Annotated in this window: 9 protein-coding genes, 2 tRNA genes and 3 rRNA genes; all 14 read right to left on the bottom strand. The window is 45.9% G+C overall.

What is annotated here, in order from left to right:
• Window positions 1-184: 184 nt before the first annotated feature.
• Window positions 185-328, bottom strand: coding sequence for a hypothetical protein (locus tag ACOJQI_RS00070; protein WP_421382463.1), 144 nt, complete (start codon window positions 326-328; stop codon window positions 185-187).
• A gap of 35 nt (window positions 329-363) precedes the next feature.
• Window positions 364-480 (bottom strand): 5S ribosomal RNA (gene rrf, locus ACOJQI_RS00065).
• Window positions 481-564: 84 nt separating this feature from the next.
• Window positions 565-3,500, bottom strand: a 23S ribosomal RNA gene (locus ACOJQI_RS00060).
• 204 nt (window positions 3,501-3,704) lie between these two features.
• Window positions 3,705-3,780, bottom strand: a tRNA-Ala gene (locus ACOJQI_RS00055).
• 21 nt (window positions 3,781-3,801) lie between these two features.
• Window positions 3,802-3,878 (bottom strand) — tRNA-Ile (locus ACOJQI_RS00050).
• Between the two features lie 78 nt (window positions 3,879-3,956).
• Window positions 3,957-5,507: ribosomal RNA gene (locus ACOJQI_RS00045) — 16S ribosomal RNA — on the bottom strand.
• Together the 16S, 23S and 5S rRNA genes with 2 tRNA genes alongside form the textbook arrangement of a ribosomal RNA operon.
• 323 nt (window positions 5,508-5,830) lie before the next feature.
• Complete coding sequence (locus tag ACOJQI_RS00040; protein ID WP_421382461.1) at window positions 5,831-6,925, bottom strand: HD-GYP domain-containing protein; 1,095 nt, start codon at window positions 6,923-6,925, stop codon at window positions 5,831-5,833.
• 125 nt (window positions 6,926-7,050) lie between these two features.
• Entirely contained in the window at window positions 7,051-9,585 is a 2,535-nt protein-coding gene (gene gyrA, locus ACOJQI_RS00035; protein ID WP_421382459.1) for a DNA gyrase subunit A, read from the bottom strand.
• Between the two features lie 143 nt (window positions 9,586-9,728).
• Entirely contained in the window at window positions 9,729-11,645 is a 1,917-nt protein-coding gene (gene gyrB / locus ACOJQI_RS00030; protein ID WP_421385542.1) for a DNA topoisomerase (ATP-hydrolyzing) subunit B, read from the bottom strand.
• A 66-nt stretch (window positions 11,646-11,711) separates the two neighbouring features.
• Window positions 11,712-11,972 carry an extracellular matrix regulator RemB gene (gene remB / locus ACOJQI_RS00025; protein WP_421382457.1) on the bottom strand — a complete coding sequence of 87 codons (261 nt, stop codon included), beginning with the start codon at window positions 11,970-11,972 and terminating at the stop codon, window positions 11,712-11,714.
• 9 nt (window positions 11,973-11,981) lie between these two features.
• On the bottom strand, window positions 11,982-13,100 hold the full coding sequence (recF, locus tag ACOJQI_RS00020; protein WP_421382455.1) for a DNA replication/repair protein RecF: 1,119 nt from the start codon (window positions 13,098-13,100) through the stop codon (window positions 11,982-11,984).
• A 14-nt stretch (window positions 13,101-13,114) separates the two neighbouring features.
• On the bottom strand, window positions 13,115-13,336 hold the full coding sequence (yaaA, locus tag ACOJQI_RS00015) for a S4 domain-containing protein YaaA (protein WP_421382453.1): 222 nt from the start codon (window positions 13,334-13,336) through the stop codon (window positions 13,115-13,117).
• Between the two features lie 244 nt (window positions 13,337-13,580).
• A complete protein-coding gene (dnaN, locus tag ACOJQI_RS00010) occupies window positions 13,581-14,717 on the bottom strand; it encodes a DNA polymerase III subunit beta (protein ID WP_421382451.1) in 1,137 nt (378 codons plus the stop codon).
• Between the two features lie 202 nt (window positions 14,718-14,919).
• Window positions 14,920-16,266 (bottom strand): chromosomal replication initiator protein DnaA, encoded by a 1,347-nt coding sequence (dnaA, locus tag ACOJQI_RS00005; RefSeq protein ID WP_421382449.1) that lies wholly within the window; start codon window positions 16,264-16,266, stop codon window positions 14,920-14,922.

The raw sequence follows: 16,266 nt of genomic DNA, 5'->3' as shown, positions 1-16,266 counted from the left end.
AAATAGCTAATTTCTCTCTAAACCTTTCGGTTTCATTTTTCTATACACAAAAAAAGAGTACCACATCGGGTACCCTCTCATTCGCCTGGCGACGTCCTACTCTCAGAGCGGGAGACCCAACTACCATCGGCACTGAAGGCTCGGCCGGCGATGAGCGGCGAATCTCTTCGTCCGCTTCGCTCGTTCACATCCTCATGGGCAGAGCCCATTCCGGTGCTCTCTCCCTCTCGTCCTCGACCTTCTTGCTCCTCCCCGCCCTCGCTCCTGCTTTTGAGTAATATTCAGGAAGGATCACTTCAAACCTTTCGGTTTCAATTCTTTTAAACATAAAAAAAAGAGCACCACATCGGGTACTCTCTAGTCGCCTGGCGACGTCCTACTCTCACAGGGGGAGATCCCCCAACTACCATCGGCGCTGAAGAGCTTAACTTCCGTGTTCGGCATGGGAACGGGTGTGACCTCTTCGCCTTAATCACCAGACTGTATGAAATTGAAAGAACATCGTTCTCTCAAAACTAGATAAAGGTATGAAGAAAAGAAAGTATTCCGAGTTCGCTATAAATTGTGGTTAAGTCCTCGATCGATTAGTATCTGTCAGCTGCACGTGTCGCCACGCTTCCACCTCAGACCTATCTACCTGATCATCTTTCAGGGATCTTACTCACATAAAGTGATGGGAAATCTCATCTCGAGGGGGGCTTCATGCTTAGATGCTTTCAGCACTTATCCCTTCCGCACATAGCTACCCAGCGATGCCTTTGGCAAGACAACTGGTACACCAGCGGTGCGTCCATCCCGGTCCTCTCGTACTAAGGACAGCTCCTCTCAAATTTCCTGCGCCCACGACGGATAGGGACCGAACTGTCTCACGACGTTCTGAACCCAGCTCGCGTACCGCTTTAATGGGCGAACAGCCCAACCCTTGGGACCGACTACAGCCCCAGGATGCGATGAGCCGACATCGAGGTGCCAAACCTCCCCGTCGATGTGGACTCTTGGGGGAGATAAGCCTGTTATCCCCGGGGTAGCTTTTATCCGTTGAGCGATGGCCCTTCCATGCGGAACCACCGGATCACTAAGCCCGACTTTCGTCCCTGCTCGACTTGTAGGTCTCGCAGTCAAGCTCCCTTGTGCCTTTACACTCTGCGAATGATTTCCAACCATTCTGAGGGAACCTTTGGGCGCCTCCGTTACTCTTTAGGAGGCGACCGCCCCAGTCAAACTGCCCACCTGACACTGTCTCCCACCCCGATCAGGGGCGCGGGTTAGAAGTTCAACACAGCCAGGGTAGTATCCCACCGACGCCTCCACCGAAGCTGGCGCTCCGGTTTCCAAGGCTCCTACCTATCCTGTACAAGCTGTGCCAAAATTCAATATCAGGCTACAGTAAAGCTCCACGGGGTCTTTCCGTCCTGTCGCGGGTAACCTGCATCTTCACAGGTACTATAATTTCACCGAGTCTCTCGTTGAGACAGTGCCCAGATCGTTGCGCCTTTCGTGCGGGTCGGAACTTACCCGACAAGGAATTTCGCTACCTTAGGACCGTTATAGTTACGGCCGCCGTTTACTGGGGCTTCGGTTCGCACCTTCGCTTGCGCTAAGCACTCCCCTTAACCTTCCAGCACCGGGCAGGCGTCAGCCCCTATACTTCGCCTTACGGCTTCGCAGAGACCTGTGTTTTTGCTAAACAGTCGCCTGGGCCTATTCACTGCGGCTCTCTCGGGCTTGCACCCTACCAGAGCACCCCTTCTCCCGAAGTTACGGGGTCATTTTGCCGAGTTCCTTAACGAGAGTTCTCTCGCTCACCTTAGGATTCTCTCCTCGCCTACCTGTGTCGGTTTGCGGTACGGGCACCTTTTTCCTCGCTAGAGGCTTTTCTTGGCAGTGTGGAATCAGGAACTTCGGTACTATATTTCCCTCGCTGTCACAGCTCAGCCTTAACGGTGACGGGATTTGCCTCATCACCAGCCTAACTGCTTAGACGCGCATATCCAGCAGCGCGCTTACCCTATCCTCCTGCGTCCCCCCATCACTCAAACGGAAAAGAGGTGGTACAGGAATATCAACCTGTTATCCATCGCCTACGCCTTTCGGCCTCGGCTTAGGTCCCGACTAACCCTGAGCGGACGAGCCTTCCTCAGGAAACCTTAGGCATTCGGTGGACAGGATTCTCACCTGTCTTTCGCTACTCATACCGGCATTCTCACTTCTAAGCGCTCCACCAGTCCTTACGGTCCAGCTTCACAGCCCTTAGAACGCTCTCCTACCACTGACACCAGACGGTGTCAATCCACAGCTTCGGTGATACGTTTAGCCCCGGTACATTTTCGGCGCAGAGTCACTCGACCAGTGAGCTATTACGCACTCTTTAAATGGTGGCTGCTTCTAAGCCAACATCCTGGTTGTCTAAGCAACTCCACATCCTTTTCCACTTAACGTATACTTTGGGACCTTAGCTGGTGGTCTGGGCTGTTTCCCTTTCGACTACGGATCTTATCACTCGCAGTCTGACTCCCATGGATAAGTCTTTGGCATTCGGAGTTTGTCTGAATTCGGTAACCCGATGAGGGCCCCTAGTCCAAACAGTGCTCTACCTCCAAGACTCTTACTACATGAGGCTAGCCCTAAAGCTATTTCGGAGAGAACCAGCTATCTCCAAGTTCGATTGGAATTTCTCCGCTACCCACACCTCATCCCCGCACTTTTCAACGTGCGTGGGTTCGGGCCTCCATTCAGTGTTACCTGAACTTCACCCTGGACATGGGTAGATCACCTGGTTTCGGGTCTACGACCACATACTCATTCGCCCTGTTCAGACTCGCTTTCGCTGCGGCTCCGTCTTTCCGACTTAACCTTGCATGGGATCGTAACTCGCCGGTTCATTCTACAAAAGGCACGCCATCACCCGTTAACGGGCTCTGACTACTTGTAGGCACACGGTTTCAGGTTCTATTTCACTCCCCTTCCGGGGTGCTTTTCACCTTTCCCTCACGGTACTGGTTCACTATCGGTCACTAGGGAGTATTTAGCCTTGGGAGATGGTCCTCCCAGCTTCCGACGGGATTTCTCGTGTCCCGCCGTACTCAGGATCCACTCAAGAGGGAACGAAGTTTCGACTACAGGGTTGTTACCTTCTGTGACGAGCCTTTCCAGACTTCTTCGTCTACTTCGTTCCTTTGTAACTCCGTATAGAGTGTCCTACAACCCCAAGAGGCAAGCCTCTTGGTTTGGGCTAATCCCGTTTCGCTCGCCGCTACTCAGGGAATCGCGTTTGCTTTCTCTTCCTCCGGGTACTTAGATGTTTCAGTTCCCCGGGTCTGCCTTCCATACCCTATGTATTCAGATATGGATACTGCACCATTACGTGCAGCGGGTTCCCCCATTCGGAAATCTCCGGATCAAAGCTTACTTACAGCTCCCCGAAGCATATCGGTGTTAGTCCCGTCCTTCATCGGCTCCTAGTGCCAAGGCATCCACCGTGCGCCCTTTCTAACTTAACCAAATGGTTAATCAAACAAAATATCTCATAAGAGATATCCTAAAATGGCGAATTCTCGGTTCTTTCTTGACTTTCTTCATATATCTTTATCTAGTTTTCAAAGAACAATGTAACTTTAGCTCCGTTAAAAAAATCTCCGTTGCTTCGCTTTCATTCGCGATGCTAGGGAGGATTATTTTACTTCGCTGCGCTACGTAAAAAATCTTGGTGGAGCCTAGCGGGATCGAACCGCTGACCTCCTGCGTGCAAAGCAGGCGCTCTCCCAGCTGAGCTAAGGCCCCGTAATGGAATGAGAAGAAGAATGGTGGGCCTAAGTGGACTCGAACCACCGACCTCACGCTTATCAGGCGTGCGCTCTAACCAGCTGAGCTATAGGCCCCTCTCATTTATATGAAGTTTAATTACATTAAACATTCAAAACTAAACAATCAAAACGTCACGTCTCATATATCCTTAGAAAGGAGGTGATCCAGCCGCACCTTCCGATACGGCTACCTTGTTACGACTTCACCCCAATCATCTGTCCCACCTTAGGCGGCTGGCTCCAAAAGGTTACCTCACCGACTTCGGGTGTTACAAACTCTCGTGGTGTGACGGGCGGTGTGTACAAGGCCCGGGAACGTATTCACCGCGGCATGCTGATCCGCGATTACTAGCGATTCCAGCTTCATGCAGGCGAGTTGCAGCCTGCAATCCGAACTGAGAACGGTTTTATGGGATTTGCTGAACCTCGCGGTCTCGCTGCCCTTTGTACCGTCCATTGTAGCACGTGTGTAGCCCAGGTCATAAGGGGCATGATGATTTGACGTCATCCCCACCTTCCTCCGGTTTGTCACCGGCAGTCATCTTAGAGTGCCCAACTGAATGCTGGCAACTAAGATCAAGGGTTGCGCTCGTTGCGGGACTTAACCCAACATCTCACGACACGAGCTGACGACAACCATGCACCACCTGTCACTCTGTCCCCCGAAGGGGAAAGCCCTATCTCTAGGGTTGTCAGAGGATGTCAAGACCTGGTAAGGTTCTTCGCGTTGCTTCGAATTAAACCACATGCTCCACCGCTTGTGCGGGCCCCCGTCAATTCCTTTGAGTTTCAGTCTTGCGACCGTACTCCCCAGGCGGAGTGCTTAATGCGTTAGCTGCAGCACTAAAGGGCGGAAACCCTCTAACACTTAGCACTCATCGTTTACGGCGTGGACTACCAGGGTATCTAATCCTGTTTGCTCCCCACGCTTTCGCGCCTCAGCGTCAGTTACAGACCAGAAAGTCGCCTTCGCCACTGGTGTTCCTCCACATATCTACGCATTTCACCGCTACACGTGGAATTCCACTTTCCTCTTCTGCACTCAAGTCCCCCAGTTTCCAATGACCCTCCACGGTTGAGCCGTGGGCTTTCACATCAGACTTAAGAGACCGCCTGCGCGCGCTTTACGCCCAATAATTCCGGACAACGCTTGCCACCTACGTATTACCGCGGCTGCTGGCACGTAGTTAGCCGTGGCTTTCTGGTTAGGTACCGTCAAGGTGCCGCCCTATTCGAACGGCACTTGTTCTTCCCTAACAACAGAGCTTTACGATCCGAAAACCTTCATCACTCACGCGGCGTTGCTCCGTCAGACTTTCGTCCATTGCGGAAGATTCCCTACTGCTGCCTCCCGTAGGAGTCTGGGCCGTGTCTCAGTCCCAGTGTGGCCGATCACCCTCTCAGGTCGGCTACGCATCGTCGCCTTGGTGAGCCGTTACCTCACCAACTAGCTAATGCGCCGCGGGTCCATCTGTAAGTGGCAGCCGAAGCCGCCTTTCCACTCTTCCCCATGCGGGGAAAAGAACTATCCGGTATTAGCCCCGGTTTCCCGGAGTTATCCCAGTCTTACAGGCAGGTTACCCACGTGTTACTCACCCGTCCGCCGCTGACTTCAGGGAGCAAGCTCCCATCAGTCCGCTCGACTTGCATGTATTAGGCACGCCGCCAGCGTTCGTCCTGAGCCAGGATCAAACTCTCCGATAGAAGTTTGACTTGCTCATTTGCTAATTATAGTATTAGCAACTTTGTAAGAACTAGGTTCTTACTAGAATTAACGTTGACGTTTTGATTTGTTTAGTTTTCAATGTTCAATGCGCTTGTCATAAGCGACTTTTATAATATAACATCTTTACTGTTATAATGTCAACAACTTTTTTTGAAGTTGTTTTGCCGGCTTTTTTGCCAACGAGATTCATTATACACAGATTAAATCATAAATTCAAGGATTTATTTCATCTTTTTTATAATTAAGTAGATTGATTGAGCAGCCAGCGGATCAGCAAGTGCTGATCCGCATTATTTAAACATTAAGAGAGTACTTCTTCTATGAACAAATCTCTTCTTTTCGTCAAATCCATTATGACCCCTGTCTCCTTGATTTGAATCAATGGCCGAGTCAGGTTCTCTCTGGTTGTGAACATGACCTCACCGGTTTCTCCGCTTGAAATGCGGATGACGGTGCCAATGGATAAGTCTGCTGTTATATCCAATAAAGCCTGTACTACTTGGATATCATATTTTCCAAAATGGTCCTCTCTGATCTGCTCGAGCACCTGGAATGGAAGCTGCCTTCCTCTGTATACCCGTTCAGATGTCATCGCATGGAAAACATCTGCGACAGCGATGATTTGTGAAAATTGGTGGATTCGTTCTTTTTTCTCACCTGTTGGATAACCACTGTCATCCAATCTTTCATGATGCTGAAAGATCGCCAGCTTCGTTTCAGGTTTCAATAAGGAGATTTCTTTCACCATTTTATAGCTGTATACTGGGTGCATTTTGATTTCTTTAAATTCAGCTTCTGTCAGCGCTGACTGTTTTGTAAGTATGGAAACAGGAATTTTGGCCATTCCGCTGTCTGCCAGCACTCCCGCAAGAGTGACTTGAATCTTTTTTCCTGTATCAAAGCCCATTTTTTTTGCAATCACTCCGCTAAGAAGACCGACGGCCACTGGATGATGATAGATATAATCCGATTTGGAGCTATATTGATGCAGGTGGGTGATATTCTTAGGATTTTCCTCCAACTGTTCCAGTAAAGGCAGGATGATGTTTCTAATATTAGAAATGGATACTGGCATACCAGACTGCCAATTCTGGAATTCATTCTTGAACTCTTGTACTTTATTTAAATAAAGCTTTAAGAAATCGTCGTAGCTCCGTGCTGGTTCCGGCTCTTTTGCTTTATCTTCTTCAGAGTCATCAATTTGTTTTGGCGTAAATTGGGTTCCATCTGCTTTTGTTCTTTTTATAGATAATTCTTCAATATGAAAGGCATGCAGTACTTTAATATGTATATCTTCAATAACAGTATTTTTCGGGATGATGGGCATTGCTGTCATTCCCTTGATGTCCTGGTCAAGGATACAGCCTTCTTCTGCCTCGCGTGTTCTTATCTTCATGTTTTCACCTCTGTCCGACTTCATTTCTTAATTTTACCAGATAACTGTCAGGCAATGTTTGAAAAATTTTATCGACGGATACTTTTAAAAAAATCACTCCCCAGAATGGAGAGTGATTCTATGAATTATTCGTTTTCGCTGTCGCTGTCGTTTTCTTGTGGAGTTTCCTCTGTTACTTGATCTGTGCTTTCATCCGTCAGATCAACTGGAATCTCTTCTTCTTCTTTTTCTTCCTCTTTTTCAACTTTTGCCACAGTGGCTACAGAACTGTTCTCGTCCAGACGAATCAGTTTGACACCTTGCGTATTTCTTCCTGTTGTTGATATATCATTTACATCCATACGGATCAGGACGCCGTGTGCAGTGATCAGCATCAGGTCCTCTTCCCCTGTAACAGCTTTAACAGAGACAAGTTCTCCGTTTCTTTCGGTGATGTTACAAGTTTTCAACCCTTTACCGCCGCGGGTCTGGATACGATACTCTTCAGCAGGTGTACGCTTCCCGAATCCTTTTTCAGTGACAACAAGTACATCGTCTTTTTCTTCAAGGATTTCCATCCCTACCACTATATCTTCAGAGTCCAGGTTAATCCCTTTAACGCCGGTGGCTGTTCTTCCCATGGAACGTACATCTGTTTCAGGGAATCGGATCAGCATCCCTTTTTGGGTTCCGATAATGATGTCTTTACTTCCGTCAGTCAGCCTGACAGATATAAGTTCATCATTTTCCCTTAAATTAATCGCAATCAGTCCGTTTGTTCTGATATTAGCAAAGTCAGATACCGGAGTACGCTTGGAGATACCCTGCTTGGTTGTAAAGAACAGGTACCAGTCATCCACGAATTCTTCAACACGGATCATGGCATTGACCCACTCGTCCTTTTCCACACTCAGCATGTTCACAATCGGGATCCCTTTTGCCGTTCGGCTGAATTCAGGAATTTCATATCCTTTTGCTTTAAACGCCTTTCCTTTGTTCGTGAAGAAAAGGATGGTGTCATGGGTGGACGTTGTCAGAAGATGTTCAACAAAATCATCTTCATTGGTACCCATCCCTTGTATTCCGCGTCCGCCGCGTTTCTGGCTCCTGTAGGTGGAGACAGGCAGACGTTTGATATACCCATTATGAGTAAGTGTCAGGATGATATTCTCGCGCGGGATGAGGTCTTCATCCTCAATCTGCTCGATACCGCCTGCCACGATTTCAGTACGGCGCTCATCGTTAAAGCGATCTTTAAGTTCGCTCAATTCTTCCCGGATGATTTCCAATACTTTTTCTTCATCCGCAAGAATCGCTTTTAGTTCAGCAATGAGTTTAACCAGTTCTTGATACTCATTTTCAATTTTGTCGCGTTCCAATCCAGTTAAGCGCTGCAGACGCATATCCAGGATCGCCTGAGCTTGCTTTTCGGAAAGGGAGAATTTCTCCATAAGTCCTTCACGGGCAATATCTGTCGTTTCAGACCCCCGGATCAAGGCAATAATTTCATCGATATGGTCAAGCGCTATCCGCAGCCCTTCTAAAATATGGGCGCGGGCTTCCGCTTTTCTCAATTCGAATTCCGTTCTTCTGCGGATGACGACTTGCTGGTGCTCCAGGTAGTAATGCAGGCATTGCTTTAAATTCAGGACCTTAGGCTGGCCGTCTACAAGTGCCAGGAGGTTGATTCCAAAACTTGTTTGCAGTGCAGTCTGCTTATATAGGTTATTCAGGAGGACATTAGCATTGGCGTCTTTACGGACTTCAATGACAATCCTCATACCATTACGGTCTGATTCATCACGAAGGTCGGTAATACCCTCGATCTTCTTATCCCTTACAAGGTCTGCGATTTTTTCAATCAATTTAGCTTTGTTGACCTGATATGGAATCTCATCGACGATGATTGTTTCTTTACCGTTCGCCTTAGTTTCAATTCTTACTTTTGCCCTCATCGTTATGGAGCCTTTTCCTGATTCATAGGCTCTGCGGATACCGCTTCGGCCGACAATCATCCCTGCCGTCGGGAAATCCGGCCCAGGAATATAATCCATCAATTCCTGGATAGTGATCTCAGGGTCCCTGCTTAAGGCAAGGAGACCGTCAATCACTTCACCAAGCTGGTGCGGAGGGATATTCGTTGCCATCCCTACAGCGATACCGGATGATCCATTCACCAATAGGTTCGGGAATCTGGAAGGAAGAACGATAGGCTCGCGCTCTGAACCATCATAGTTATCTCTGTAATCGATTGTATCCTTGTTGATATCACGGATCAGTTCCATGGAAATTTTCGACATTCTTGCTTCTGTATAACGCATAGCCGCTGCTGAATCTCCATCAACAGATCCGAAGTTACCGTGGCCGTCCACAAGCATGTAACGGTAGTTGAAATCCTGCGCCATACGCACCATTGTGTCATATACAGCAGAGTCACCATGCGGGTGATATTTACCGATAACTTCACCGACGATACGGGCAGATTTCTTATAGGCTTTATCAGCTGTCATTCCCAGGTCGTTCATGGCATACAGGATTCTTCGGTGTACGGGTTTCAAACCGTCACGCACATCCGGCAATGCACGGGAAACGATGACACTCATTGCATAATCCAGGAAGGATGTACGCATTTCATGGCTTATATTTATTTCTTTTACATTAGAACGGGGTGTTTCCGCCATAATAGAAGGGACCTCCTTTTAAAGGTATTGGTTACTTACCTATGTCCGCTTTGTTTCTGATTGAATTATTTAAGCTGTATTCCCTTATTTATAAGGGTTCTATGTAAAAGACAGGATAGAAATACTTCTATCCTGCTTATGAATTAAACATCCAGGTTTTTTACATATGCAGCATTGTCTTCAATGAAGTTCCTGCGCGGTTCTACTTTGTCACCCATCAGCATTTCGAAGGTTTCATCTGCTTCGATTGCGTCTTCAAGGCTCACTTGCAGGAGCGTCCTGAATTCAGGGTCCATCGTTGTTTCCCAGAGCTGCTCCGCATTCATCTCACCGAGACCTTTATAGCGCTGGATACCAGGTTTAGGCTGTGCAGGCAGCTGTGCCAATGCTTCTTCCAGCTGTTTATCTGAATACACATATTCAACTTTTTTACCCTGCTTGATTTGGTACAATGGCGGCTGGGCAATATAGATGTAACCTGCTTCGATGATCTGTCTCATATAGCGATAGAAGAATGTAAGCAGCAATGTGCGGATATGCGCTCCATCAACATCGGCATCTGTCATGATGACCACTTTTTGATAACGGGCTTTGGAAATATCGAAGTCTTCTCCGATTCCTGTTCCCAAGGCGGTAATCATGGCACGAACTTCATTGTTGGAAAGTATTTTATCAAGACGCGCTTTTTCAACGTTGATGATTTTCCCTCTAAGAGGCAGGATTGCCTGGAAGTGACGGTCACGACCCTGTTTGGCAGATCCGCCTGCAGAGTCACCCTCAACGATGTAGATTTCACTGATCTTCGGATCTCTTGAAGAACAGTCAGCGAGTTTACCAGGCAAGCTTGATACTTCGAGAGCACTCTTGCGCCGGGTGAGTTCACGGGCTTTTTTCGCTGCCAGCCGCGCTCTTGCAGCCATCAGGCCTTTATCAACTACTTTTCTGGCTACCACCGGGTTCTCTAGCAGGAAGGATTCAAAGTGCTCAGAGAAAAGAGCATCAGTGATCGTTCTTGCCTCGGAATTACCCAGTTTTGTTTTTGTCTGTCCTTCAAATTGCGGATCAGGATGTTTGATTGAAATGATAGCCGTAATCCCTTCACGTACATCTTCACCTGATAGGTTGGCATCACTTTCTTTATATAAATTGTTTTTACGGGCATAATCATTGATGACACGAGTCAGGGCAGTTTTGAAACCTGATTCATGTGTGCCGCCTTCATATGTGTGGATATTGTTGGCGAAAGAATAAATATTGCTCGCGAATCCATCATTATACTGAAGGGCTATTTCCACGGAAATGTTCTCTTTCTCACCTTCAACGAAAATAGGTTCTTCATGGACAACTTCTTTAGTGCGGTTCAAATGCTCGACATAAGACTTGATCCCGCCCTCATAGTGATACTCATTCTTTTTGTCTTCCACGCGTTTATCTTCGATGATGATTTTAATCCCTTTGTTGAGGAAAGCCAGCTCTCGAAGACGGTTTGCCAAAATATCGAAATCATATTCAGTTGTTTCCGTGAAGATTTCAGGATCCGGCTTGAAGCGGGTCACAGTACCTGTGACATCTGTTTCACCGGTAATCTTCAAATCAAAGCTCGGTACACCTTTTTCGAATTTCTGATAGTGGATCTTGCCGTCACGGTGTACAAATACCTCTAGTTCCGTTGACAGGGCATTAACGACTGATGCACCTACACCATGGAGACCACCTGATACTTTATAGCCTCCGCCCCCAAACTTACCTCCGGCATGGAGAACTGTCATGATAACTTCCACAGCAGGCCTTCCCATTTTTTCATGGATGCCGACCGGGATTCCGCGGCCGTTATCTTGTACTGTAATACTGTTGTCCTCTCCGATGCTTACCTTGATTTCAGAGCAGTAACCTGCCAATGCCTCATCGATACTGTTATCGACGATTTCCCAAACCAAGTGATGCAGTCCTTTGGAACTTGTGGAACCGATATACATTCCCGGACGTTTCCTTACGGCTTCTAATCCTTCTAAAACCTGTATCTGATTCTCATCATAAGATTGTCTTTGTTCTTGTTCCATTGTCAAACCAATTCACCTACACTTCCTGTGCATGTAATCATGCTTGAATATAAATGTTTTATCTCACTATCTATTTAAAAGATTGTCATGAGTATTCCATTTTTTCGAACGCTTCTTCAATGTGGCAGATGCCAATGGTGAAAGATACAGCTGGTCAACGGTGACCACCAGAGACTTATATGTACCTTTTGCCAGGTTGCTCGTCTGTTTTTCTTTCTTTTTCAAAAATAATTGCATCTCTTCAGAAAACTGGACAGTGTCCTTATCAATAATCGCAACTATTTCATCCGTTCTTACCATCACATCTTCTCCAACATGAATATACATGGAAACACCTCACTTCACTCTCTTGATATTGCCGGCTTCAACTTCGAATGTTGTTGCCTCATTCAACGTCTGGTGATCGATGCCATCAACACTGGTGGTCGTCACAAAGGTCTGGACTTTGCCTTGAATGGTATTCAGCAAATGTGACTGTCTGAAGTCATCGAGTTCTGACAGCACATCATCCAGTAAAAGAATCGGATATTCTTTAATTTCCGAATGGATCAGTTCAATTTCGGCCAGTTTCAAGGAAAGAGCTGTTGTACGCTGCTGGCCCTGTGAACCGAAAGTCTGAACATCCCTGTCATTGACGAAAAATTGAAGATCATCCCGATGGGGGCCTGCAAGCGTCACCCCTCTATCAATTTCCCGCTGGCGGATACTTTTGAACTTATCCTCTACTATTTCTACCATTTTCGACCAATCTTGATCATCGCATACATCTATAGACGGTTTATATTGAATATCAAGGGTTTCCAGCCCCCTTGATATTCCTGAATGGATAGGGCGTGCCCATTCCTGCAGAAGCTTGATGAAATCAAACCGCTTCCTGATGATCTTGCCTGTCATCTCAATCAGTTGCTCGGTCAGCACGTCAAGCATCGTTTCGTCCTTCTGCTTTTTGGTCTGCAGCATTTTCAAGTAATGATTCCGCTGCTGCAGGATCTTTTGATACAAAGCGATATCATGCAAATAGACAGGTGATACCTGCCCGATTTCCATATCAATAAAACGACGCCTTACTTGAGGGCTCCCTTTCACAAGGTGGAGATCTTCAGGCGCAAACATGACGACGTTCATATTTCCAACATATTGGCTTAATTTCTTTTGTTCAATATGATTGGATTTGGCTTTCTTACCCTTTTTGGATATCACCAATTCAAGTGGAATAGAGCCATTGTATTTTTTTATCCTGCCTTCTATTTTAGCATATTCCTCATCCCAGCGTATTAAATCTTTATCATTTGAGGTCCTGTGGGATTTTGCCATCGCCAAAACATAAATGGACTCCATGATATTGGTCTTCCCCTGGGCATTTTCCCCTAAAATGACATTCACATTGTTTTCAAAAGAGATATCTACAGAGTCATAGTTCCGATAGTTTTTGAGCTGTATTTCTTCAATGTACATGTACAGACATCCTCTTATTCTTCGTCAGAGATGATGAAAACCCCGTTTTCCTCTATTTCGATCTTGTCTCCAACCCTCAATTTTCTTCCTCTTCTTTGGTCTTGCTCCCCGTTTACGTATACTTCATATTCGCTCAGGAACCACTTGGCCATTCCGCCTGATTGAATCATGTCCGCAAGCTTCAGAAATTGGCCCAATGTAATATATTCCGTATCAATTGCAATTTGCTTTTCCACGTTATATCACTACTTTCCGACATTAATATCTAATAATATATTTTACTATATTTTCACCTTAATACAAAACCCAACCTAAGTTGGAGTGCCGAAGCCCCCGCACGCCGGGATTTTAGCGCTTTAAAGCAGCGGGGGACAGTCCCCCATCGCGGCAGTGTGTTAAAGAGCCCCTTCTCCATATAAAGAAAAATTGACTGGCTGCATAACTCTGATTGGGGGTTAAATAGCCAGTCAATTTCTTGTATTAGTAAGTTCTTACAGGCAGGATCAGCTGCAGGATGGAATCATCATGAAGCGGCCTGATCACGAATGGTCTCATGGCGCCTGTAAAGTTGATGTGAATCTCCGTTCCTTCCAATGCTTTCAAAGCATCCATCATATATTTGGCACTAAAGGAGATCTTCAATTCTTCTCCTTCAACGGATTGACTTTGAACCTGCTCGATTACCTTACCGATTTCAGGTGTATTTGAAGAGATTTCAATAATGCCGCTTTCGATTGTTGATAACTTAACGACATTATTTCTTCCTTCCCTCGCCAATAACGAAGCACGGTCAATGGCTTGAAGGAACTCTTTCGTTGTCAGGGTCAGTTCAGTTTTGCTCTCATTTGGAATCAGACGGCTTGTATCAGGATAATTTCCTTCAAGCAGTCGCGAGAAGAACAACAAATGCTTTGCTTTGAAAAGCACCTGGTTATCTGTGATGACAATTTCAACAGGTTCCGAATTGTCATCCAGGATTTTGCTTAGCTCAGTCAGGCTTTTCCCCGGGATGACAATATTGTATTCTTGCCCATTATCATTTTCGAGCGGTGCTTTTCTCATTGCCAGGCGATGGCTGTCTGTTGCAATACAGGAAAGCTCACCATTTTCCACCTTCCAGTTTACACCTGTCAAGATGGGGCGTGTTTCTGAGGTGGACACTGCGAATACAGTTTGTCTGATCATTGTTTTTAAAAGGTCAGTCGGAACCTTCAAAGCATTGCCTTCTTCAATTTGAGGAAGGTGAGGATATTCTTCCGGATCCAGCCCATTCAGGTTGAATTCTGCTTTTCCTGAACGGATCACTGTTTGAAGATGATTTTGAACCTCAATTTCTACTGTATCCATTGGAAGCTTCTTAACGATTTCGCTGAAGAATTTCGCTTGCAGTACGATTCCGCCTTTTTCAATGACCTCTACAATTTCATTGCCTTCTTCCTCTTTTGGAATAAAAGACTCGATCGAGATATCAGAATCACTTCCTGTTAGTGTAACTCCTTCATCATTTGCGATGATTTTAATACCCGTCAGAATCGGAATCGTCGTTCTGGACGTTACGGCTTTCATGACATCTCCGACACTTTGTACGAGATCATCCCTTTGGATAACAAATTTCATTATCTTTTCCTCCAGTTTCAGCATAATTTTTTTACTGCAGCATATACTAATATATTTATAAAAAAAATAGTACTAGTAGTAATAGGGGCTGTTAGTATGTGGATAAGTGCGAAAAACGAAAGTAAACACAGCCTATCCACATGTGGACAGACTGTGTGAAAACATAGCAGAGTTATTAACAGTATTCAGGATAACTCTCTATTTAATTTTTAAGAAGATCCCTTATTTCTTTCAACTGATGCTGAAAACCAGAATCGGCTCCGAGCATTTTAGAAATTTTCTCATGAGCATGAATGACGGTCGTATGGTCCCTTCCGCCGAACTCTTCTCCGATTTTCGGAAGTGAGAAATCTGTCATTTCCCTGGATAGATACATGGCGATCTGCCTTGGGAACGCTATTGATTTGGTCCGCTTCTTCGCCTTGAAATCTTCTATTTTGACATTGAACTGCTCACCGACAACTCTTTGGATATCAGCAATTGTAATGACTTTCGGTTTGGAACTCGGAATAATATCTTTCAAAGCTTCTGCTGCAAGATCGGCATTGATATCTTTATTAATCAGTGATGAATAAGCGACAACCCTGATTAATGCACCCTCAAGTTCACGGATGTTGGAATCTATTTGATTGGCGATATAAAGCATCGCTTCATTCGGAATATCCAGGCCTTCCGCTTTTGCCTTCTTCCTTAAGATGGCGATCCTGGTTTCAAGGTCAGGAGGCGTGATGTCCGTAATCAATCCCCATTCAAAGCGTGAACGAAGCCTGTCCTCAAGTGTCGGAATTTCTTTTGGCGGCCGGTCACTTGAAATGACAATTTGTTTGCTTTCTTCATGCAGAGTATTGAACGTGTGGAAGAACTCTTCCTGTGTTTGTTCTTTTCCTGCAAGAAACTGAATATCATCAATCAGAAGGACATCGACATTTCGATATTTATTGCGGAAATCGACAGCTTTATTGTCACGGATCGAATTAATGAACTCATTCGTAAATTTTTCAGATGACAAATAAACCACTTTTGCTGCGGGGTTATGCTCCAGTACATAGTGGCCTATGGCATGCATCAAGTGGGTTTTCCCCAGTCCTACTCCCCCATAGATGAACAGTGGATTGTATGCCTTGGCCGGTGCTTCTGCTACCGCAAGGGATGCCGCATGGGCAAAGCGGTTGCCGGATCCAATGACAAAGGTATCAAACATATATTTAGGGTTCAGCATATTCTGCTGAAAGTCCTGGCTGTCATCATTATCGGCGACTTTCTTAGGCGGTACGGGTATATCAAATTCTTCCGGTTCCTGGTTTTGCGGGATAATAAATTTAACTATGAGTTCTTCACCTGTGATATCTAAAAGAACATCGGAAATTAATTGAGAGTACCTTCCTTCAAGCCAATCTCTCGCAAATTCGTTGGGAGCGGTGATGACAAGTGTGTCTCCTTGTATGGAATGAGCTTTTGTAGACTTTAACCAAGTATCAAAACTGGGTTTACTGATCTTTTTCTCTATATTTGAGAGGGCTTTATTCCACAAGTCCCCTATATTCTCCAA

Source organism: Bacillus salacetis (genome assembly GCF_049177075.1).
Classification (GTDB): Bacteria; Bacillota; Bacilli; order Bacillales; family Bacillaceae_B; genus Rossellomorea; species Rossellomorea salacetis_A.
This window is presented reverse-complemented; position numbering and strand designations above follow the sequence as displayed.

What these genes read in the sequence shown, in the direction of transcription:
- ACOJQI_RS00070 (WP_421382463.1), bottom strand. Translation starts at nt 328, where the DNA reads ATGTTTAAAAGAATTGAAACCGAAAGGTTTGAAGTGATCCTTCCTGAA.
- ACOJQI_RS00040 (WP_421382461.1), bottom strand. Translation starts at nt 6,925, where the DNA reads ATGAAGATAAGAACACGCGAGGCAGAAGAAGGCTGTATCCTTGACCAG.
- gyrA (WP_421382459.1), bottom strand. Translation starts at nt 9,585, where the DNA reads ATGGCGGAAACACCCCGTTCTAATGTAAAAGAAATAAATATAAGCCAT.
- gyrB (WP_421385542.1), bottom strand. Translation starts at nt 11,645, where the DNA reads ATGGAACAAGAACAAAGACAATCTTATGATGAGAATCAGATACAGGTT.
- remB (WP_421382457.1), bottom strand. Translation starts at nt 11,972, where the DNA reads ATGTATATTCATGTTGGAGAAGATGTGATGGTAAGAACGGATGAAATA.
- recF (WP_421382455.1), bottom strand. Translation starts at nt 13,100, where the DNA reads ATGTACATTGAAGAAATACAGCTCAAAAACTATCGGAACTATGACTCT.
- dnaN (WP_421382451.1), bottom strand. Translation starts at nt 14,717, where the DNA reads ATGAAATTTGTTATCCAAAGGGATGATCTCGTACAAAGTGTCGGAGAT.